Here is a 22118-nt window from a genome sequence, read left to right on the forward strand (position 1 = left end):
CATTATATATCTTATTGCATTAATAATCGCTCTAATATCGTGTTTTCTTGGCCTTCCTATTGCCCCTTGTGCAACGTATGGCTCTAGTATTTCCCATTCTTTGTCACTTATGTCACTTGGATACATTTTTTTACCTCTTAATTCTACATTTGCTTTAGTATATTTATCTTTTCATTTCTTTTCAAGACATCTTCTTAGGAATGGATTCTTTCGACACTGGAGGTATATTTGATGTACACTTACACCGTGCTCCAACCGACAGAAATCCTGACGAGGACTGGTAAGCAGCGATATCATGAAGCCTCCTTGGAGGCATAACCATTAAACTAAGCATATAAATTAAACTCACAAAGACTGTACAGTTGCAGTCTTTGTACTCTTTTTCTATTAAAATATAGGAGGTTTTATTATGAGTACTAAATCTTTCTCTAATGATGTTCAAAGTTTTGGCGAGGGTTTCGCTGAGGGTTTTAAACAGGGAATCAATGAGGTAGAAAAGGCGTATGAAAGCGCTTTTTCTTCAATAGCTAGTTGGTTTAAAGGCAACATTAAATCAGCACAACCATCACAGTTATCTAAACCTATATATAACACGGAACACCCTGAAGTTTCAAAACCCATTAACATTCAATTTAGTGATACTTCACACCTTGTTGATGATACAGATCAGCATGTACACGACATAGCACCAAGATCTTTTTTTGATCTGTATCCAGAAATATATTCATGTGACGAATACGGCCAACCTATGTATTACGATAGTACATCTGATGACTACAATATCAGTGACTTACCTGACGGAACAATAATCGACAGAACAAGTATAGGGGGGAATATGCCAATAGGATTTCGTCTTCCTTCTGATCAAGCATCGGAAGATTCCATTTCACCTGGAGAATACGAAGATAACTCTTTCCGTGGCCCACACGCTGCTTCTACTGATGTATGGATATAATTATTATATAAATCCACAAATTGTCTATTAAATATAAGAGGTTTTATTATGTTTTCTGATTTTACAAATGCTGATTTATTAACGGACACTGATTTACTAAAAAGCCCGGTTTCTTATCCGGAATGGATGCTTCCTGTACTGGAGATATATTTGACGCATAAGGCTCGTGCGGAACTAAAAAATGCCAAGGAAACGATTACTCCGAAGATATAAACAACCTCTGGCCTTTTATAACACCGCAAACTTCTGCCTATTATATGTCTCAATTAAATCTACAAAGACTGCACAGTTGCAGTCTTTGATATCTTAAATAATGGAGGTTTTATTATGAATGATCTTATTATGAATACTGATTTCTTTGACAGCTCAGTTTTTCAAGCAAGAAACTACCCACCTTATGGAGACTTTCTGGACCCCCATAGTGTAGATGTGTGGCATCATTCAGATCTCCTTTAAAATCTTTAAAAGGATTTTTTGTGAGCTTTTTTTTTAATAATATTTTAACTAATATAAATAATGGAGGTTTTATTATGATTGATGTTATAAATAATGATGCTGAATCTTTAAGTTTAGCTAATAAAAAATTTTTTGAAGATATGGGGATAGAGTGTCTAAAGAAGGCTAATACACCCCAAAAATGTAATGTCAGCGACGCTCAAATATATGAGTGGACAAAAGACATCAGTCCACTTGAGTTGCAGAACAGGCTCAGCGGTCAGCAGTCAACTACATCCCGCTTACATTCAGAAACTGATTATGAGGCTCTGGGCTCGGAATCACTTACTGAAAATATTGATTCTGATCCAGAAATAGATTTTTTATATTATAATAATGATATACCTGATAACTACTACGTACATGAATACGAAGGCGACATTGCATCGCGTGCGCTGTATTAAAGTGGTATGACAACGCTTTTTTTTATATGTCCATTAAGATATAGGAGGTTTTATTATGTTTTATGATATTGATTTTATGAATGCTGATTTCTCTGAAAGCTTAGGAATGGATTCTTTCTATACAGGAGGTATATTTGATGCACGCATACGACATGATTCACCACCACCTGGCGGCTACGATGAAAGCGTACCTGGAGATGGGATGGAAGACTAGTATCTCTGATATATGCGGACATAGATAATACCGCTGAATTTTCTGTTATCTACCACAAAGACTGCACAATTGCAGTCTTTGTACTCTTTGTCTATTAAAATATAGGAGGTTTTATTATGAGTACTGAATCTACTTTTAATATTGAAGAAGATAGGTGTAATTCGGATACACCGACACCTACCGAAGCTGCAGGAACTACCGAAGATACTCCAGCACCTACCGAAGATGTGGTAACCACTACAGATATGCCAGCACCTACTGAAGCTGCAGGGATTACTGAAGATACGTCAGCACCTACCGAAGCTGCAGGAATTACCGAAGATACTCCAGCACCTAAATCTAGAGAAGAGGTAGCTTGGTATCTAAGTCTAGGCCTTGGAAGGATGCCCAATGATCAGGAATTAGACGAAGCTATGGGAATTACTGCAGATACGCCAGCACCTGATGCAGATGCAGAAACTACTGAAGCTATGCCAGCACCTGATGCAGATGATGCAGGAACTACTGCAACAGATACATCAACACTTGATGCAGATGCGGGAATTACTTCAGATATGTCAGTATCTGCTGCAAATGTAGAGTCTAATGCAAACGACATATTGTAAAGATCTTTAAAGGAAAGAGTTGCGAGATTTTTTTTTAATATATTTTTTTGGAGATTTTATTATGTTTTATGATATTGATTTTATGAATTCTGGTCTCTTTGAAGGTTCAGAAATGGATTCCTTCGATACTGTAAGTATACTTAATGTAGAGATGAGTAATGTTTTTGATGAAGAGTGAGAAGGTTAAATCATATAAACAAACAGTGATATGCAGAACATCACAGAATTCTCTGCTACCTACTGATATGTAATTATTATTATATATTAATTAAATCTACAAAGGCTGCATAGCTGCAGTCTTTGTACTCTTTGTATCTTAAATATAGGAGGTTTTATTATGTTTTATGATATTGATTTTATGAATACTGATTTTTCTGAAAGCTTAGGTTACTACACTGGAGGTATATTGAACGTAAACGATGAAGAGGAAGGCGACATTATGCCGAAAGCGCCAGCAGAAATAAACCCATACGGAGCTATTTAAAGTGGTATGACAACGCTTTTTCTTTATTTACAAAGACTGCACAATTGCAGTCTTTGTACTCTTTGTATATTAAAATGTAGGAGATTTTGTTATGAATACTGATCTTTTCTATACTAATATTGCAACTGTGTGTGATGATTCCGGCTACTGCCAAGATGACTCTTATGATTATGGTGGATGGTTTCCCGTCAATGTTAACACCACAGAACACATAGATCTGATTGCGCGCTGCAAACAAACAGCAAGATGAGCCGGCAAACAAATTTATGAGAGCGAGAGCTCTGCTTTGGTAAAGAGCTAAGGTTATGATAAGGCACGATATGTCTACTAACATAAATATTGGAGGTTTTGTTATGAACGATCTTATTATGAATACTGGTTTCTTTGACAGCTCAGTTTTTCAAGCAAGAAACTACCCACCTTATGGAGATCTGGATCCCCATAGTGTAGATGTGTGGCATCATTCAGATCTCTTTTAAAGATCTTTAAAAGGATTTTTTGTGAGCTTTTTTTTAATATATTTTTTTTGGAGGTTTTATTATGCTTTATAAGATTTATTCTATACTCAGGGGTATAAATAATCTGATCACTGGGAATAAAGAAACAAATCAGCTTTTGGAAAAGGCGAAAAAAGAACAACCTGCTGCTGCAGAACAACAACCTGCAGATACAACTAAAGAACAGCCTACTGAAGATGCACCTACAGAACAACCTGCTGCTGATACTAAAGAACAGCCTACTGCTGATGCACCTACAGAACAGCCTGCTGCTGATACTAAAGAACAACCTGCTGAAGATGCACCTACAGAACAACCTGCTGCTGATACTAAAGAACAGCCTACTGCTGATGCACCTAAAGAACAGCCTGCTGCTGATACTAAAGAACAACCTGCTGAAGATGCACCTACAGAACAACCTGCTGCTGCAGAACAACAACCTGCAGATACAACTAAAGAACAGCCTGCTGCTGATACTAAAGAACAACCTGCTGAAGATGCACCTACAGAACAACCTGCTGCTGCAGAACAACAACCTGCAGATACAACTAAAGAACAGCCTACTGAAGATGCACCTACAGAACAGCCTGCTGCTGCAGAACAACAACCTGCAGATACAACTAAAGAACAGCCTACTGAGGATGCACCTACAGAACAACCTACTGAGGATGCACCTACAGAACAACCTACTGAAGATGCACCTAAAGAACAGCCTACTGAGGATGCACCTACAGAACAGCCTATTGAAGCTGCAGGAACTACTGTAGATACGTCAGTACCTGCTGCAAATGTAGAGCCTAATGCAAACGACATATTGTAAAGATCTTTAAAGGAAAGAGTTGTGGGATTTTTGCAATATATATTAAATCTACAAAGACTGCATAGCTGCAGTCCTTGTACTCTTTTAATTAATTGTTCTGCATTGAAGTTTTAGTGATTGATGCAACAGAAACACCAATCGACCGACCAAAAAAGCAGAGAAAATGCTATTCAGGAAAAAAGAAAAAACACAGCATAAAAACGCAGGTAATTACCGAAAAGCAAGTAAAAAGATAATCTGCACGTCAAATGGTAGGAAACATGATTTTTGGCTTTTTAAAATGAAAAAAAGCCACTTTCTTCTCTGATGGCAATTTTGTTGTCCTCAGCTGCAGTGCTCGCTTGCACTTCTCCTAAAAATTTCTTACCATAAATTGAATTTGAAGAAAGTCTAATGATGTGGCAACTGTCAACAAAAATGCATGGCACTGGTAATAATTTCGTCATCATAGACTCACGTTTAGCAGATCATATAAATAAGGATTATAAAAGGATAGCTAATGACAGTAATTGTGATCAAGTTATAGTTGTTACTAATTCCAATGTTGCAGATTGTTTTATGCATATTTATAACGCTGATGGTAGTAAAGTTGAAACGTGTGGCAATGCAGCGCGTTGTGTGGGATATTTGATCATGCTGGAAAAAGGTACTGAATATGCAACTATTGAACTGATGCATGAACGGATTTTAGAATGCTTTAAAGCAGGTAATAAGTCCATCAAAATCAATATGGGGAAACCGTCACTTAAGTGGTATGAAATTCCTCTATCAACTGAATGTGACACTCTCCATTTACCGATAGAACTTGGAGTATTAAAAGATCCAGTTGCAGTCAATATTGGTAATCCTCATATGATCTTTTTTGTTGATAGTATAGATAAGGTACCATTGTTAAACTTAGCACCACAACTAGAAAACCATATATTATTTCCTAAGAAAACTAATGTCAGCATTGCACAAATAGACAAATCAGGAGAAATAAATTTGCAGGTCTGGGAAAGGGGTACAGGTATTACTGCATCGTGCGGTAGCGCCGCTTGTGCAGCTTTTGTTGCATCTGTATTACGTGGATATATTACTGCTCAACAGACTTCAGTGAACTTTCTTGGAGGTAAATTATCTATCGAGTGGACAGATAATGTATTTATGACTGGTGATGTTGAATTTATTCAATGATCTCTTCATTTGTGCTTTCAATCCTATCACTTAACTCTAACTTAATTATATTATTAACCTTATCAAAATAATCAGCAAGATCTATGTAATCCTCATCAGTATAATCTTCACCGGATACTTTCTTCTCAGCAAATAAACTCTTCAATTCATTAAAATCTTGCAGTACAACATTTCTCTCTACATAGCTCAGATCTGATAATAATAGACTGACTGTCAATAAATCCTTACTGTCAACCTTTGAAAGATCATTGAGATTATCTAGAATACTAAATATATTACTTTTTTCCTGTGCAATCTTTTTATCTTCTGCATCAAATAATTCCTGATCACCTATGAGCTTCTCATACAAAGCTTCATTAAGCTTAATGAAATTGATATCATCCGATTGAATATTATCCAATAACATATCTACTCTTGCTCTGCGTGCATTTATAACATCATTATAATCACTTAGTTTTATATCACCTTCACCATCTTGTTGCAATTCATAGTAACCAAATCCTTTAAAGTTTTTTTTGTTATTTACCATCACTATTCCTCTTTATCTGAATCTATTTCCTTATTCTCATCAAACAACGACGACAGATCCATATCTCCAAGTTCTTCATTTGCCTTCCTTCTTGCTGCTCTTTCAGCACGCTTCTTTTTAGCGTCCGCATCTTCTAAAGAGGATCTTCTTATTTTGTCATTACTACCTGACGACGGTGGATTATTCGGTGGTGCATTATTCGGCTTATTATATGGATTCTCATCAGCCTTACTTCTTCCCGGCATTACTTTCTTACCAATAGTATATTCGTAAAGTTTGTCTAAGAATTCTTTTCTATGTATTTTTGCCATATAAAGCAAGTCATCCTTATAGTCAATGTTTTCTGTGTAAGGCTTGGTCTTTTTATTTTGACTACCTGCATGCCCTATGGAATTAATACCATGTTCCCAAGTAAATTTTACAGCATCCTCTAGTGTGTAACCTAAATGTGACCCTACATATCCCTTAAAGTAACTCAAATACCTATCAAATTTCCTATGTGTAATATCTCTTTCATCAACTCCAAATGCTTTGTAAATTTTCTTCTCAAAGTGATCAACATCGTCTTTAGGTGATGTAATAAATTTTGTTGCTTCAATACTAACATTGACAAGCTTTCGCGGTGCCTCAACAGCATATTTCAATATTCCCCCAACTACTGGCGTTCTTCCTAAAAGATTACCCGCTCCTTTAGCAATTTCATTAGGTAAATGCCCAGCCCACTTACCAAAAACATCAAGTTTCATCCCAATCTTATGCTTAGGCATTTCAAGAAGTTGCATTAAGCTCACTTCTTGCCCTCCAAGCTTAAATGTAATCTGAGAGAGTATACCTCCGCCTTGATACATACTAGATATGCTGTATACACTATATCCACCACCAGCAAGGTTCGATCCTAATTCTTGCACAAATTTACGCATAGAAAACATTAAAAATGAAAGCAAGAACAATATAAATATCTCTTTTGCATTGATTAAAATACTTCTCTTAATATCTTGCACTCTTTGATAGTCACCATCTTCTTTATATTTTTCATCTAATGTCACTAATCGACATCCTCCACCCTGCATAATTACTTCTTGTACAAAGGCTTTGACCTCTCTTTTTAAGTCAGAATGTACAATGCCCTTCTTATAGTCATTCATTATTGCTCTGTAATCAACACACTTACTATTACCTTTTGTACAAAGCTCTGTTACCCTCGAATTTATGTCTATTTTCTTGTCTATACTGTGAACAAGCAACATAATGTCAAACTTATCTAGCGCATGCGATAAACTATTTGCCAAACGTACCAGGTCTTTCTTATCACACTTATCATCAACTATTATGTCTTTTTCTGTTATATAGTGGTCAGCACCAGAGTGCTCAGAATCAGAGTGATCAGAATCAGAGTGATCAGAACCAGGCATTGGGTTAAAGAAAGGATAATCTAAATACCGGAACCCTTTTTTCTTATAATCTGGTGGAATAGAAATATATCCAGCACCACCTGTGAATTTTACTGTACCACCTTCCCTGCTTATATCTTCTATACCTTCTATATTCTTATCTACATTAAGGGGAGAAGCTTCTTTCCCGCCAGTAATAATACTGTATGGCACGAAAACCTGTCCCGGAGTCCAACTAAAATATTCCTTATCCATAATACAAAAGCCTCCAAGCCATTTTGGAGCGCATAATTTAACTTCCAACCACTTATTATAACATACAGTAAAACCTAACTGCCTATAAAAAATGTTCATTATCATTGCAGCTAATAACGATAGTAAAGTAAAGATCATTATTGATTGCAGGCAAAAACTGATGCAAAACTTGATCCAGCCTTCAAAAAGGCTTTTCAATTGTGAAAATAAAATGGAAATTAAAAACAATGGCATTATAGCTATGAGGAAAGCTATGCCTATAAAACCAGAGAGAAAAATAATAAAAGCATATAAACATAACAAGAAATATAAAATAATCCCGACAAAAATTGCTGGGATCATCAGAATGCTCGCCCACATTTGATAGTGAAAAAATGCTGCAAACTTCTTCCATACTGAATAAGCAAAGAACTTATCAAACATATTTCCCATGAAACTAAATAATGTCGTAGTATCTGCATTGGGAGCAAAACTAGTAATTACTTTGATCAAATACTCAAGACCATCCACAAATAAAATCAGGAAATGGTTATAGAAAAAATTAAAACTTCCAGGAGATATCAATACCACCACTAGTGTGATTTTCATCATTCTAATAAGCATATCCTGCTTGGTTTCCTGTACCATGCCAAAAAGATAAAGAAGTGATGAAATTACCACAAATAAAACAAGTAACGAAACTACAAAGTTATGAAAGCTCTTCCCTTGAGATATATTTACAAACATTTCTTGTGCAGCTGCATATCCGTTATCGTTGCCATAACCTTCACAACCTTTGTCACTATAGATCAATAAAGTGCATTTTAAGTAGTTATAAACATAATCAAAAATTGTACCTCCACCAGGCTTATTAACCCCACTTAAAAACTCTAATGAATAACCACCTGCATTATCAAAATAATACCTATCCAATATTTTGACATATATTTTCCATCCTTTCATGTCTTTTAATTTGATAGAATTACAGTTTCCATCCTTTATTTTGTCACTCTCCATTTTTAAGGTAAAAACTCGATCTCCACCCTCTGCAATGGAGTCATAACCTAAGTGTACTGTAGGAAGTACAGGATAGCGCATGTGTTCCAAAGTATCGTTAGGATTTTCATAAGACGCACCTTGAGACCCCTCACCTTTTGTGTTTTTTGCAAATAAAATGTAAACACCATTACCATTAGTGAACCAACATGGAACACCACGTAATGCAATACTTTTGCTGTTATCTTCATTAATGCACTTACAATCTACACTGCAACTTGCACTGGGATTGCTTGAAATATTTTCTTTACTAGATTCATAACCACTACATACTAAATTAAAGCCTGGTAAACTGTTGTCACCTGGTTTCCCTTCAAACTGAGTTGTATATTTCAATTGTTCTAATTTTTTCAAATCTAGATGATCCTTATTTGATTCCTTAACATTGTTATGAGCCCATGATGTCCATGCACCATTTACCCGAATCACTAAATTATCTCCGTTGGTTACTAATCCCGTATCTTGCCACCTCACAACCTGATTAATGTGAAAACCATAATTAAATTCGTTAGTGTTAGGATCGATAAACTTGTTATCATCTGCAATAAATGCGGCTTTATTATCACTTGCAAAACGAGCACCTACTGCAACAGGTTCAGGACCAAAATAGTCAGCAGATATACATCTTGGAAAAGGCATATCACCCTTACTACAACCTATTACTAATACATAAGCTGCAAAAAGCAACAACCTAAATCCATACTTGCTTAAACACGATCGCATATCTACATTTTCTCTACATATAGAAAATAAAACTTTACTTTAAATACCTTTTTAATTAGTTACTACATGATATCATTTATTCACCTTTCTCATTATTTTCATCGCTGTCACGACTGGAAATAGTCTCTTCTCCAGAAGCTCTCCTGTTACTTTCTCCCTGTGGTTCACCAGAAGTTTTTAGACTTTCACGATTACCCGAAGAAGCTTTTGGTCCACTTTCTTCTGATTTCTCTGGTTCACCTTTTTGCTCATTTCCTGAAGGAGACTTAGCTTTATATTCAATTTCATTTGGTGTTTTTGCTGATGCTCTTCTGATATTTCGTATCCCTTGCTGTGTACCATCATCAAGACCCACTTGTGATAATACAGATTGCGATGCATACCTAGCAGCATTAGTGATAGCACCAGTAATCCCATAACCAGATTGAAAGAGCGCTTGAGCCATACTCTCTGATATCATTACAAAAGCTTCCATTGCGCTAGCAATAATCAAAAAAATGACAGCTTGAACTAAATCTATCGGTAATGCTGCAAATGTTCCACTATTCCGCACTCCATCACTTAATGCATTACCAACACTAGTACCAGCACTATATCCAAGAGGTAATATTGATTTAAAAATACAGAAATCATAATCTAGAAAATTTATGCTAATTAAACACTGATAACATGCAGAAAAATTTGTGAGATTATATAAAACTACATACATCAATTGATTTAAAAGAGACAAAGATGAAAACAAAATCACCGGTTGCACCGTAACATGAGCTAACGTTTTTATCCAACTCTCAAACAAGGGTTTAGTTTGTTGAAATAGAATAAATACAATAAATAAAGGTGTTAACGAAAGTAAAAAACCTCCTAAGACAATAGCCATAATATACTTTAATATAGCACTAACCATACACTTTAAAAATTTAAAAGTAGAATAAAGTATTGCTAAAAATGCTATAAAACCAAATGGGCCAGAAAGCATCAGCGATAAAAACTTCAGCCAAGTTTCCCCTGTAAATAATACTCCTGCCGTTATATCTAAAAATGCAAAATCTTTACTATCTGCTCCTGTGTAACCAGAAAAACTGTTCACAAGATAATTACTTCCTCCAATAAAAAACATGGATAATTTTTCACCAAAAAGCTCCCAACTCTTATCACTGAAAACAAAAGCTATAAATGCTATCTTGGTAATCCTGACAATAAAATCATGTTTACTTAAATATAATGTTCCCAACATGTAGCCAAGAACAGAAAATATCACATATAAAGTAAGTAAAGCTCTCACTGCTTGCAGTAGACCTTTCTTATAACCCATATATGCCTCGCGAACAGTACTTGCAGTACTATCTTTATCTTTTCCATCTCCTTTTACAAAATTAAATATCTTATTTACATTTGACGAAATAAAATCATTAACTTTTTTTTGCATGAATAAGTTTACTTTATACTTATTATTTTCATAATATTTACCATCTTCATCCAGGAGATCTTTCTTATTTACATTTCTTACCTCAATACCAAAATATATCTTTTTAGGACTGCCAGCATCTAACTTACTTCCATCTATTATATAATAATTAACATTATCCTTTACTTTTTTATCTAAATCTTCCACCTTACGTATATCACCAGTACCGGCAGTAGATGGGTGGTCATCCCCTACATATATATATAGCTTTGCACCATCTTTAAATTCACATGATTTACTCACTTGCACATGATATCCACCACGATTAACAACATAACTACCGTTATTTGCTATTGCAAGCATTACACTACTACCAGGCTTCACATCATTATTCACTAGATAATCATTATTTAATTGCAAAGAAAAATTCTTAAAATCTCTACCAACATGTGAGCACACATTATCACCTTTTGTTCCATCTGCCCTTGGTAGACATTGAGTACCTTTAGCATTAATATCTATATCTGCACGACTATTGTAAGGAGTATTACTATAATCTATATCACTGCTAGCAATTTTTGCAACCAGAGCTTCAGCCCAAGAAGTTTCCTTACCAACAATTCCCTGTGCAAGCTTTTCAAGATACGGATACATATTACACTTACCCCCTACATCATACTCTTCACGCCTTATTGAAGAAATACAATTCCCTATACCTTCTTTATTATAACATATTCTATCATAATAACAATTCAGTTCACTAGATGAGTATTTCTTTTTTTCATTATCATAACACTCTTTCTTCTTTGTTGAATCTTTTTCTCCTGCACATAACTTATCTAGATCTGCTTTATCTAAACCCACCTTATTACGACGTAAATCTAACAATGAACCACTCATCCATTGCACTCCACTATTAACGTTAAAGTGTACTTTATTATCATATGGAGTATATCCATTACCCATTAAAACTTTATATTTTCGTTCCTGCCCTTCTAATGGCTCCAATTTTTTTGCAACTCTCTCATTGTTCTTATCCTTATCTTCATAGTAAAAATTACCTCCTCTACATATTTCACGTGGAGTAACTTTGTTTTTATCATTAGCATCTCCAGTTTTATACCAGTTGTCATCCAAGGTTATATCTTTTAGCTTATTACAATCAATTTTTATTTCCCTGGGCACTAATTTAAAATTCAACTTATCACCAGGATTAACTTTAACACCAGTATCAACATAACGCCTATTACTTACTTGCCAATTGCTACCTACAAATCCTACATTTTTACATACTTCATTGCCATCTAACCCATCAACCAACTTGTCACTGTTAAGATTTTTAGCTCCATCGTAGTCCGGTTCTGAGCCATCGGAACAAAATATAGCTGGTACTAATACTTTTACTGCTTTTTTTTCAGGACAAACATTAATTGATCCATCAATAGTAAACTCTATTTTCTCACCCGAACCAATAATTTGATCTGAATTAACCCAGTGAATTTGAACATTATCATCATCCTTATGTACTGGAACATCTATATTAACACTAGTATTCCGGCTTTGTAATCCAGGTTCAACACAATCCATCGTACAACTAGTTAGTACAAAACATAACACTAATAATAATCTTTTATTTGCCATACTCTTACTTTTCATTTGGTACTTGAGGTTTCTGAGGTCCTTGAGACCTTTGTTGAGGTATTTGAGGTCTTTTACTTAACGCTTGAGCTTGAGCTGGTGCAGAACCTTGTCTTTCTTGTCTACTATGTTCATCCATACCTCCTATTCCTAATAAACTTTGCTTATATTGTCTGCCAGGTTCACTCGATACGTAACTGCTGAACAATGTATCAGATATCTCTGAAGCAGCTTCAAGTAAAGCTTTCATAGCGTGACCTAAAATAATAAAGGCCATAATAGCAGTGATATTAGGTGTCTGTTTAGCAGCATAATAGTGAAAGAGACAAGGTTCAAAAAGCTTCAAATCAATTGACAACATGCATTTAGAACAGACTTCAAAATTAAATATCGAATATACAATATAGTCCATAACTTGACCTATTAATGATACACAAATCAAAAGTATTACCGGATAAATTGCAAACCTTGCCAAATATCCAACCCATCTAAAAAACATTTGCCTGGTATATTGAAATAAAGAACAGATGATAAATATAGGTGCTACAGAAAGCAATAAAGCAATTATTGCAATAGAGGTAACAAAAGAAAAAAGGATATTAAAAATAGCCGAAGATACTACTATAGAACCCCAAATCACCAAACAAAAAGCTATAATACCTAAAGGACCAGAAAATAATAGAGATACTATTAACAACGTTGATTGCCATGATGAAAATCTATTCAATGGCAAATCAAGAAACTCAAAAACATTAACATTCGGATCAGTGCCTCTTAAATTTGCTATCTTTATTAATTGGATTGGGGCATTCACAAATATAGAAAATGCATTATTATAGAAAAAATTCCAACTGTCATCGCGTAGTAGCTGAGTAATAATTGCTATTTTGACACAGACAATCAAAAAATCATGTATAGAAGCGTGGGTCAATCCAAAAAAGTAATAGAGAGTGTAGAGAACGATATAAAGTACCAATAATGCTATTATTGTAGATCTAATAGTGGTTGATTTATTCGACGCCACAAAGCTTTCATAAAGACTTTTTGTTGGGCTATCTCCGCGATCAATAAGATTGCCGGATTTGCTGTCATATTTAGAACCAAAAAATGCTTTTTTTACTCCCGTATCAAAAAAATTATATATTGCACTGAAAGTCTTAACAGGTGGCTCTTTAGCTGTTATGTTAATATTAAAATTACCTTTATTATTTTTATAGTCGCACCCATAATCTTTTATCCCAAAGTATATTTTACCTGTTTTTCTATTCAAATTTTTTATTATATCGTCTATGTGATCATAATCATGAACTTTGCTAATATCCACAGGTATATCATCTGTTATATTCTCACCAGGATTATGCTTTGGTATGCTATCTGCTACATGCATGTAAAGGACGTGATTTGTATTTATACCCTTGTTGTTTAGATTTATATTCCTTTTAACTCTAATATTGTAACCACCTTTACCGCTATCACTTTGATTTAAGTTAAAAAATAACCTTTCACCCTTACTATGATCTCTCTTAATTTCATAATCATAATTAGTCAACATAACACCTGAAAATTTCTCATAGTTCATATATACCATTAGTGATGGTATGTAAGTTTCTGCCTTTTTTGCTTCTGTAAACTTTGTTATAGCCTCAGCTACTTTAGCATAACCATCACTAGTATTACTTAAAGCATCTTCAAGATCTGTAATTAATTTTTGGCTGTCAATAAGAGATTCAAATTGCGCAAGATCTTGAGAATTACATTTGTTATTCATGAGATTTAAAAGATACGTGTCTATCTTACCAACCATATTAGGAAGCTTATTGCAATCTATGGACCCATTTTGCTTGAGAACTTTTTTTATTTCTTCTTTCGTTGCTCTTACCTCATCTTCCTTCATATTATCTGGCCAATACTCTTTACCATTTAACCATCTTCCACCATTTAATACATACTTATTTGGACATCTTTGGCTATCACAGTCTTCCTGATTTAAAACCCTTGCAAAGTATGCCGTTTCTTCTTCACTGCAGGTTTCATCAATTTTTATAGGTCTTTCATCCCCATTACCATTATTTTTACATATTTTATTCTCAATAATACTGAAACTTATTGTATCTCCAGCTTTGAGTTCAAATGGCAATTCTACAGATTGATTACCAGAAAAATAACTAGGATAAATCAAAACGTCCTTACTTACTTCACCTTGTTGGGTACAAAAATCAAGTTCGTTAGCTACTATATCGATTCCCACTACTTTCATTCCCGCTGAAACTTCAACCTCAGAACTAACCCATTTTTGTTGTGTTGAAACTATATTGAATTTTTCATGTACTCCTATATCCTGCGGCCGAATACAATGCTCTTCACAGCCTGAAAGAAGAAAAAATGAAATTATCAATAAAAATCTTATCATAATTTACTTAGGCCCTTTAGATACAATACTTTCATTGCCCTTGCCCCCTCCTTCACCACCAGAATCACCGCCTTTTGGACCAGAAGATCGAGATGCCGATTGCAATTTTTTAGCAGCAGCACTAGCAACTTGACCAGCACCTCCAGCAGCAGCTTTAGCAAATGATAAGGCTTTGCCCGTCATTGCTCCAGGTGTACTACCTGAACCTAATGCTGCTCTATGATTACCAGCAAGTTCAGCAGCCATTCCAGGAAGAATATTGCAGAAATGATAGAATAAAAACAGTATTAAAGTCAGCTTCAATAATTCTCCAATGATAGAGCCATTAAATCCAATGTATGTAAAATCAAACAGGCCAAGTATGCTGCTCTTTTTAAAACTATAATCCTGTAGCATACATGCAAGGGTATTCGTATTGTTTACACAATTATAAGCATCTTCTTTTACTATCTTAAACCACCGTTTTTTACCACCTAATGTTTCTACTATTTTGCCTTTATCTAGTTCTTCTCGCTCGAATTTCAAACCTTTATAAAAGACTTTATCACATGCGATAAACATAAAGGATAGGAATGCAAAAAGAATGACTGGGTACAAGCTATAGGTAATTAATTCTTTTATCCATCCATCAAAATACCCCTTTGTATGTTGAAATAGAACCATAGGAATAAATAATGGTGCCAAGATAACAATTACGCTCAAAGCAATGAGAGATAAAATAAACACATAGCACATCCATAGAACAACCATCATCAGAAAAATTCCCATCAATATAGCAACCAAAGCTACTAAAATCTGCCCACCAGCAAAAATTATTCCTATAAGCGACCCTGCAACGAGCAAAATAGGAGCAGCACCAAGTAAAACAGCCAGCACTGCCACACCTCCAGTACCAATCTTGCCTCCAATTCCTTCTAAAGGAGCACCTAAATAAAACAACATTCTACAATCAAGCCTATCCCAAGGAGCAAGATAGCCAAAATCAACATTATAGTTTCGTCCTTGATACGTAACAGTTTTGACATATTCTTCAGCCTTATAATCACATATGCCTTTACTCTCAGACGATGCTTTCAGTACTATTTCTGACAAGCCATTCGATATTTTTGTCAAATATTCATAATACTTTGACATAGTGTCACCTGTTGTGAAATACATCACTAAGGCGAATTTAATAATCAACATGTATATCTCTTGTGGATTACGCACTCCACCGGACATTACTTTAAGAGCAAATAACACTAGAGCTAACACTAAAGCTGCAGTAACTGTATTTTTTAGATTTCTTTGCGCCACAGATAAAAAGCTTTTACCATCTGGTGAACCTTTACCTGCAACTAAATTATCTAATGATTCTTTTATACATTGCACTACCATAGAAGTTATAGGAACAGGAGCTAGTGAGTTACTCCCTGACTGACTATAACAAGCTTCTGATGTGTATGCGCTAAAACAACCTTTGTCATTATATTTTACAAAAACTTTTCCTTCTGCTTCCTTTTTCCTTATCAGAGTTCTGTAATCATCATCCTTACCAATATAAACCTCTTCTGTACCTCCACCACCTTTATTGCTAAATACCATCACAGATTTATCACACATAGGAGCTTGAGGATCAGGCAGCAACTCTGTACAACCAATATTCACCCCTTTTGGCCAAGGAGTCATACTAATACCCATCCAGCTAACAGTATCTAATTCAACACATAACTTACCCATTTTCTTAACAGCTTTAAACGTCGACCCATGTATTGTCTCACTTTGTCCAGCTTTAAGAACTGTACATTTTAGATCACCATCAACCTGCGGTGCCCATCCTTTGCCAGGATTTCCAAGCTCTTTTTCTCTTATATCAAACTTTTCCTCTATGTCTTCTTTTTTATCGAGAAGTTTACCAAACGTCAGATGATTTCTATTACATATCTCTATATGTTGGCTGTACTGTACACTGTTTTTTGGCCAATAATAATCACTTGGCTCATTATCAGTGATAGCACCCAAAACACCCCTTTCTGTTTCCTTTCCTTTTTCTGTTAATCCATCGTTATCAAAGCATTTAAAGTATTCATCTTCTGTTTTATAATTTTTATCTGTACATTTTGCGTACTCACTTTTACTTAGTGAGAAATCTCTTAGCTTGCCATCATCATTACGCGCAACTGGGTGCCTGACAAAACTATGCTGACATACAACCAACCCACCAACTACTTTCCATACTCCTACAAATGCCGCTATTATTCCAACAATAACAAGAGCAGTAAATATTCCAATAGATGAAACAACTAAAACAATACCTGTCCATACTACACCAATTGCAATAGCCATTCCAGCAAGCGCTGCAGCTGTTTTAAATGCTCCACATTCAGGATCAGAAGCACGGCTAAATTTACCTGTAGAATTAAATCTGCTAACAAATTCAGTCTTAGTACCACTTACTTCATCTGCACAAGCTGGATACGAAAGCAAAAAATCTATATTTAATAAAAATATCGCAATCAATAAAAATGACAGTTTAGTTTTAAACATTTTTCACCTTCTCATAAAATATAGGTAACCATATCTTCGGATTATCTCCTACTTCTTTTAGTATATCATACAATAATAAAACACTTTCTGCACGCCCAGACAATACATTAATTATATCATCTAGATCTTTTAGATCTATTCTAGCTACCACAGCATTAACTCCTTGTTTTACCAAAAAAAATCTGGTACTAGGATCCGTATGTTTTATGAGCACATATTCACGTTCAGTTAACATAAACACATCACGATAAACACTAGTAGCTTTCAGATTTGGTAAAAAAATTTGTGTTGCTGTTTGCTGTACAAGTGTATCACTAATAGCGCTTTTACTTGCATCTTCAACACTTTGGGTAGCAAAAATTACAAAAGCATTTAATTTTCTCAGCACTTTTAACCAATCTTTTATTCTAGGTCCAAAAACCGGATTATCTATCAAAGCCCATGCTTCATCCAGTACTATCATGGATGGAGTGCCATCAAGAGACATATTAATCCTATGAAATAGATAAAGCAGTACTGGCCCAAGAGCAAATGGATCTTTTAATAAATTAGCCATTTCAAAGCCAAATACTCTTGCTTTTGAAAAATCTAATAAATCTTCTTTATTATCAAACACTGCAGCATGAGAACCATTCCCATGCCACATCGAGATTGACCCTGCCAAAGTGTCAGGACCTGCAAGACCTAAAAATGGCACAAGATTACTAAGTGTTCTATCTTCTTGTTTTAATTTGAAATTTCCCTCAATTGCATCGTTAATTCGTGCAATATCTTCAGAAGTAAATTTATTGTTATATACTGAAATTAAAGATTTTATCCACTCCATTAAAAACGTTCTATTGTCTGGAGTATCACTAAGCTGTAACGGATTAAAATTGGTTTGCGTTCTCGGTTCGATGACAGTGTAGATGCCATCAAGTGCTCTAAGGAAAATTTCTGCACCTCGATCCTTATCGAAAAAGAATATTCTTGGAGAAAATTTCATTGCCTGGGCGCAGAGAAAATTCATTAAAACAGTTTTACCTGCACCTGTTGGCCCAATTATCATCGTGTGACCAACATCCCTTATGTGAAAATTGAAAAAAAATGGAGTACTAGATGTTGTGTCAAAAACTGTAACAGCATCCCCCCAATGATTATTAAACTTCTTGCCTACTGGATAGTTATGCTGAGATGCAAATCCCGCTAAATTAAGGCTGCTTATCGTGGCTTTTCTCACTATATAATCAAAATTACCAGGAATTTGCGCCCAAAATGCTGGTTCAAGATTAATTCTTTCTCTGACAGGATAAACACCACAGTTTGAAAGTTCAGATTCTACTAGCGACAAAGCATTATCCAACAATTTAGGACTATTTTCTATACATAAAATAGTCAAATGGTGCTGACCAAAGGCAATTTTACCGCTTGTCGCATCATCAAGTGCCTGGGAAATTTCTGCAACTTGAGAAATAGCTTTATCATCAGATTGTATCATGCGATTTTGTTGCACCTGCATCTTTGCAACTGCCAATTGCCTATTTATAAATTGAAAAGATTGTGTAATGATAAATTCATGAGGAATCTGCAAAAATGTATCGAGCATCCCTGCAGAAGTATGATTGCCATATTCCTTGATACTAATTAACCCGGCATATTTGCTTTCATTATGAGTTACCACTTGTATCGTCTTATGACCAAAGAATAGTCTATGTACTGGTAAATACTTTGATATCTCAGTACCAAGTGGAAATAACGCATTCGTAACAAAGCCACAATTTACAATTCTAGATAAAAACTCCATTATTTCACAAAATAAACCATTAGGAGTTTCTTTAACCTCAAGAATTTTGGGCCCATAATTTCTGAGATTTGTCACTACACGATTTGTCGTTTCTTCTAAGTCTTCATAAATAGCACGCATATCACTTTCCCATGCGTGTTTCGAAGTCACATGTCCAAACTTTTTTAACAGGTATGAGAAAAATTCTATTCCTTTTGCATCCACTCTACGAATGATTGTAATATATAAATCATTAATAAATGATCGCCTGGTGATATTTTTATCTCTCCATTTGCGATTTACGTGACTAGCAAAAAAATTCGGTAGATCTTGATTTGCAAATTCATCAGAAAAAATATTTTTTTTCCGTCTAATAGTATGAAAATATAAGCTCACCGCCGGAGATGAAATACTTCTTAACATCTGATTTCTAATGTTATTTTGTATCACTAAGTCTTCATCATCAGCAGTTTCAAATGCAAAGCCATTCAACTTCACAACCTTAATTAGATAATCTTCCTTGGTCATTAAAGTTGAGCTATTCCAGTAGCAAGAATAAGGGATAAATTTAGCAGCATGAATTTCCCTATCAAGAATAGATCTATTCTTTGATTGAATAGCTTTAAAATTCAGCATTACACGCCTCTAAGTAATGTCATAGGTATTAGCCCCATAATAAAAACGATTCCGACACATCGGACATCTTTGCAATTTTACCATAAATAATTCAATAAACAAGGGTTCTTTTGCTGAAGCTATGTAACCAACCCCATGTATCGCCGGTAAAAGTAAAAGAATTACTCTAAGATCGCTTGTATTAATAAAAGTGACCATGCAAATCATGACGTTCAATATCGCAAACATATAACTTACACCGAAAAGCATCGCTGGCCTTGTCAGACCTTTAAATAATTGATCTGTTTGTATACTACCTGTAGACATCTTGCACCTTTATAAATAAAAGCTTTTATATTAATATCGCACATTATATTAAAATTTCATTGAAATTAGTAGTACTTTTGATAAGATACATTGATTAATAATCTCACCATTAACAATGAGTTGGCCTTTTCAAGAAGCAGAAAAAATACTACAAATATTTCCTGACAAAAAAGAAATAATATTTGAAACTGGTTATGGACCTTCAGGGTTGCCCCACATCGGCACTTTTGGCGAAGTTTTCCGCACTACAGTTGTAGTTAACGCACTAAAGAAAATAGCTCCTGGTATCAAAACTAAAATTATCGCAGTTTCAGATGATATGGATGGCTTGCGAAAAATACCAGATAACGTACCAAATCAAGAGATGCTGAAGGAACATTTAAACAAACCATTAACTATGATACCCGACCCGTTTGGCACACATGAAAGCTACGGGCATCATATGAATTCACTATTATGTAAGTTTTTAGATTTATTTGAATTTGACTATGAATTTAGAAGTGCTACAGAATGTTATAAGTCTGGTATTTATGATGAAAAACTTCTGCTCCTACTCAAAAATTATAATAAGGTCATGGATGTAATGCTGCCATCATTTCGAGAAGAGAGGCAGCAGACTTATAGTCCTTTTTTGCCGGTATGTCCCAAAACTTCTCAGGTTTTACAAGTTCCAGTCACTGAAATAAATGCAGACAAAGGAACAATCACCTATGCAGACACAAACGGAGAGAAGATAGTAGTTTCTGTAACAGGAGGAAGATGTAAATTACAATGGAAACCAGACTGGGGCATGAGATGGGCTGCATTTGGAGTAAATTATGAAGCTCATGGGAAGGATCTGACACCATCTGCTGTACTTTCAAGACAAATATGTGAAATACTTGGTGAAAAATCACCAATTTTATTTTGTTATGAGTTCTTCCTCGATAAAGAAGGCAAAAAGATATCGAAATCAAAAGGAAATGGCATTTCAATTGAAGAGTGGTTAACTTATGCACCAACAGAGAGTTTAGCACTATATATTTTTCAAAGCCCAAAAAAGGCTAAGCGTCTATATTTTGATGTCATACCAAAATCAACCGATGAATATCTAGAATTCGTCAGACGCTATAACATAGAAGATGCAACAGATAGTCCTGTATGGCATATCCACCAAGGTAAAGTTCCAGTTATTGAAACATCAGGTATAAACTTTACTTTACTTTTAAACCTTGCAGCAGCTTGCAATGCTGAAAATAAAGAAATTCTTTGGGGATTCATCTCTACTTATGCACCAGATGTCACGCCAGAAAATAATCAAATGCTTAACCGGCTTTCAGATTTTGCAGTGAGATATTATCATGACTTTATCAAGCCAACAAAGTCATATAAAACTCCAAATGAAAAGGAAAAAAGTGCGCTGTTAGATTTGCAACAAACTCTGCATTCATTATCCACAACAGCAACTGCCGAAGAAGTGCAAACTGAAGTATTCTCTATTGGCAAAAAACATGGTTATAGCAATTTACGCGATTGGTTTCAGTTATTATACGAAACATTACTCGGTCAGAAAACCGGCCCAAGAATGGGATCTTTTATTAAACTCTATGGGATAGATAACACTATTTCTCTAATAAAAAATGCAATAGCTGCAAAGTTATAGCACCCTATAGTTATTAGAAGATGTCTTGAAATCATTTAAGTAGCTAATTTATTAAGCATAACGGTAATCATATTAAAGAAAATATTGGTTTTTGAGGTAAGAGGAGAATGTTCGTAATCTTTGCTCATGCGCCTAAAATTGGAGAGCCAAGCAAAGGTTCTTTCAACTATCCAACGTTTTGGAATAACCTGAAATCCTTCAGCTTCGGGA

The 22118-nt window shown here is 34.9% G+C and carries 19 protein-coding genes and 1 pseudogene; 12 read left to right on the plus strand and 8 right to left on the minus strand.

The genetic code is table 11. The features are described 5' to 3' along the window. Window positions 1-409: 409 nt before the first annotated feature. The 11 genes and pseudogenes from IC220_RS02620 to dapF all read left to right on the plus strand — a co-directional run bounded on the left by IC220_RS02620 (window position 410) and on the right by dapF (window position 5650). Window positions 410-955 (plus strand): hypothetical protein, encoded by a 546-nt coding sequence (locus IC220_RS02620; protein WP_188153040.1) that lies wholly within the window; start codon window positions 410-412, stop codon window positions 953-955. A 48-nt stretch (window positions 956-1003) separates the two neighbouring features. Continuing rightward, window positions 1004-1168, plus strand: a complete 165-nt coding sequence (locus IC220_RS02625) for a hypothetical protein (RefSeq protein WP_188153041.1) — start codon at window positions 1004-1006, stop codon at window positions 1166-1168. A gap of 317 nt (window positions 1169-1485) precedes the next feature. Beyond that, window positions 1486-1854 carry a hypothetical protein gene (locus IC220_RS02630; RefSeq protein WP_188153042.1) on the plus strand — a complete coding sequence of 123 codons (369 nt, stop codon included), beginning with the start codon at window positions 1486-1488 and terminating at the stop codon, window positions 1852-1854. Between the two features lie 55 nt (window positions 1855-1909). Next, window positions 1910-2068 (plus strand): hypothetical protein, encoded by a 159-nt coding sequence (locus IC220_RS02635; protein WP_188153043.1) that lies wholly within the window; start codon window positions 1910-1912, stop codon window positions 2066-2068. Between the two features lie 116 nt (window positions 2069-2184). Continuing rightward, window positions 2185-2673: a hypothetical protein gene (locus IC220_RS02640; RefSeq protein WP_188153044.1), complete on the plus strand. Its 489-nt coding sequence runs from the start codon at window positions 2185-2187 to the stop codon at window positions 2671-2673. Window positions 2674-3010: 337 nt separating this feature from the next. Continuing rightward, window positions 3011-3157 (plus strand): hypothetical protein, encoded by a 147-nt coding sequence (locus IC220_RS02645; RefSeq protein ID WP_188153045.1) that lies wholly within the window; start codon window positions 3011-3013, stop codon window positions 3155-3157. 91 nt (window positions 3158-3248) lie between these two features. Then, a complete protein-coding gene (locus tag IC220_RS02650) occupies window positions 3249-3407 on the plus strand; it encodes a hypothetical protein (RefSeq protein WP_188153046.1) in 159 nt (52 codons plus the stop codon). A 70-nt stretch (window positions 3408-3477) separates the two neighbouring features. Next, window positions 3478-3636, plus strand: coding sequence for a hypothetical protein (locus IC220_RS02655; protein WP_188153047.1), 159 nt, complete (start codon window positions 3478-3480; stop codon window positions 3634-3636). Between the two features lie 61 nt (window positions 3637-3697). Continuing rightward, window positions 3698-4474 carry a prolipoprotein diacylglyceryl transferase gene (locus IC220_RS02660; RefSeq protein ID WP_188153048.1) on the plus strand — a complete coding sequence of 259 codons (777 nt, stop codon included), beginning with the start codon at window positions 3698-3700 and terminating at the stop codon, window positions 4472-4474. Window positions 4475-4578: 104 nt separating this feature from the next. Continuing rightward, window positions 4579-4763 (plus strand): annotated as a pseudogene (locus tag IC220_RS02665) (transposase family protein); the annotation flags it as partial. Between the two features lie 104 nt (window positions 4764-4867). After that, on the plus strand, window positions 4868-5650 hold the full coding sequence (gene dapF / locus IC220_RS02670; protein ID WP_223158746.1) for a diaminopimelate epimerase: 783 nt from the start codon (window positions 4868-4870) through the stop codon (window positions 5648-5650). Here the strand turns inward: dapF and IC220_RS02675 are convergent. The 7 genes from IC220_RS02675 to IC220_RS02705 form a co-directional block, all read right to left on the minus strand. Further along, window positions 5640-6179 (minus strand): WD_0853 family protein, encoded by a 540-nt coding sequence (locus IC220_RS02675; RefSeq protein WP_188153050.1) that lies wholly within the window; start codon window positions 6177-6179, stop codon window positions 5640-5642. The two genes, dapF and IC220_RS02675, sit on opposite strands and share 11 nt — an antisense overlap. 2 nt (window positions 6180-6181) lie before the next feature. Next, a complete protein-coding gene (locus IC220_RS02680) occupies window positions 6182-9583 on the minus strand; it encodes a TrbL/VirB6 family protein (RefSeq protein ID WP_188153051.1) in 3402 nt (1133 codons plus the stop codon). Window positions 9584-9659: 76 nt separating this feature from the next. After that, window positions 9660-12629 (minus strand): TrbL/VirB6 family protein, encoded by a 2970-nt coding sequence (locus tag IC220_RS02685; protein WP_188153052.1) that lies wholly within the window; start codon window positions 12627-12629, stop codon window positions 9660-9662. Window positions 12630-12633: 4 nt separating this feature from the next. Next, window positions 12634-15036, minus strand: coding sequence for a TrbL/VirB6 family protein (locus IC220_RS02690; protein WP_188153053.1), 2403 nt, complete (start codon window positions 15034-15036; stop codon window positions 12634-12636). Between the two features lie 3 nt (window positions 15037-15039). Continuing rightward, complete coding sequence (locus IC220_RS02695) at window positions 15040-17562, minus strand: TrbL/VirB6 family protein (protein ID WP_188153054.1); 2523 nt, start codon at window positions 17560-17562, stop codon at window positions 15040-15042. Continuing rightward, window positions 17555-19960, minus strand: a complete 2406-nt coding sequence (locus IC220_RS02700) for a VirB4 family type IV secretion/conjugal transfer ATPase (protein ID WP_188153055.1) — start codon at window positions 19958-19960, stop codon at window positions 17555-17557. Before IC220_RS02700 ends, IC220_RS02695 begins: the two co-directional genes overlap by 8 nt. Before the next feature lie 9 nt (window positions 19961-19969). Further along, a complete protein-coding gene (locus tag IC220_RS02705; protein WP_188153056.1) occupies window positions 19970-20266 on the minus strand; it encodes a type IV secretion system protein VirB3 in 297 nt (98 codons plus the stop codon). Between the two features lie 115 nt (window positions 20267-20381). Here IC220_RS02705 and IC220_RS02710 point away from each other — a divergent pair, with 115 nt between their 5' ends. Next, window positions 20382-21908: a lysine--tRNA ligase gene (locus IC220_RS02710; protein ID WP_188153057.1), complete on the plus strand. Its 1527-nt coding sequence runs from the start codon at window positions 20382-20384 to the stop codon at window positions 21906-21908. Between the two features lie 35 nt (window positions 21909-21943). On the opposite strand, the gene IC220_RS02715 is transcribed toward IC220_RS02710, so the two are convergent. Then, on the minus strand, window positions 21944-22118 hold a 175-nt coding region (locus IC220_RS02715; protein ID WP_188152743.1), incomplete at its 5' end, for a transposase.

This window comes from Wolbachia endosymbiont of Pentalonia nigronervosa (assembly GCF_014534705.1).
Classification (GTDB): domain Bacteria; phylum Pseudomonadota; class Alphaproteobacteria; order Rickettsiales; family Anaplasmataceae; genus Wolbachia.

Excerpts from the sequence above, each read along its gene's own strand:
- IC220_RS02620 (WP_188153040.1), top strand. The coding sequence starts at position 410 with ATGAGTACTAAATCTTTCTCTAATGATGTTCAAAGTTTTGGCGAGGGT.
- IC220_RS02625 (WP_188153041.1), top strand. The coding sequence starts at position 1,004 with ATGTTTTCTGATTTTACAAATGCTGATTTATTAACGGACACTGATTTA.
- IC220_RS02630 (WP_188153042.1), top strand. The coding sequence starts at position 1,486 with ATGATTGATGTTATAAATAATGATGCTGAATCTTTAAGTTTAGCTAAT.
- IC220_RS02635 (WP_188153043.1), top strand. The coding sequence starts at position 1,910 with ATGTTTTATGATATTGATTTTATGAATGCTGATTTCTCTGAAAGCTTA.
- IC220_RS02640 (WP_188153044.1), top strand. The coding sequence starts at position 2,185 with ATGAGTACTGAATCTACTTTTAATATTGAAGAAGATAGGTGTAATTCG.
- IC220_RS02645 (WP_188153045.1), top strand. The coding sequence starts at position 3,011 with ATGTTTTATGATATTGATTTTATGAATACTGATTTTTCTGAAAGCTTA.
- IC220_RS02650 (WP_188153046.1), top strand. The coding sequence starts at position 3,249 with ATGAATACTGATCTTTTCTATACTAATATTGCAACTGTGTGTGATGAT.
- IC220_RS02655 (WP_188153047.1), top strand. The coding sequence starts at position 3,478 with ATGTCTACTAACATAAATATTGGAGGTTTTGTTATGAACGATCTTATT.
- IC220_RS02660 (WP_188153048.1), top strand. The coding sequence starts at position 3,698 with ATGCTTTATAAGATTTATTCTATACTCAGGGGTATAAATAATCTGATC.
- dapF (WP_223158746.1), top strand. The coding sequence starts at position 4,868 with ATGATGTGGCAACTGTCAACAAAAATGCATGGCACTGGTAATAATTTC.
- IC220_RS02675 (WP_188153050.1), bottom strand. The coding sequence starts at position 6,179 with ATGGTAAATAACAAAAAAAACTTTAAAGGATTTGGTTACTATGAATTG.
- IC220_RS02680 (WP_188153051.1), bottom strand. The coding sequence starts at position 9,583 with ATGCGATCGTGTTTAAGCAAGTATGGATTTAGGTTGTTGCTTTTTGCA.
- IC220_RS02685 (WP_188153052.1), bottom strand. The coding sequence starts at position 12,629 with ATGGCAAATAAAAGATTATTATTAGTGTTATGTTTTGTACTAACTAGT.
- IC220_RS02690 (WP_188153053.1), bottom strand. The coding sequence starts at position 15,036 with ATGATAAGATTTTTATTGATAATTTCATTTTTTCTTCTTTCAGGCTGT.
- IC220_RS02695 (WP_188153054.1), bottom strand. The coding sequence starts at position 17,562 with ATGTTTAAAACTAAACTGTCATTTTTATTGATTGCGATATTTTTATTA.
- IC220_RS02700 (WP_188153055.1), bottom strand. The coding sequence starts at position 19,960 with ATGCTGAATTTTAAAGCTATTCAATCAAAGAATAGATCTATTCTTGAT.
- IC220_RS02705 (WP_188153056.1), bottom strand. The coding sequence starts at position 20,266 with ATGTCTACAGGTAGTATACAAACAGATCAATTATTTAAAGGTCTGACA.
- IC220_RS02710 (WP_188153057.1), top strand. The coding sequence starts at position 20,382 with ATGAGTTGGCCTTTTCAAGAAGCAGAAAAAATACTACAAATATTTCCT.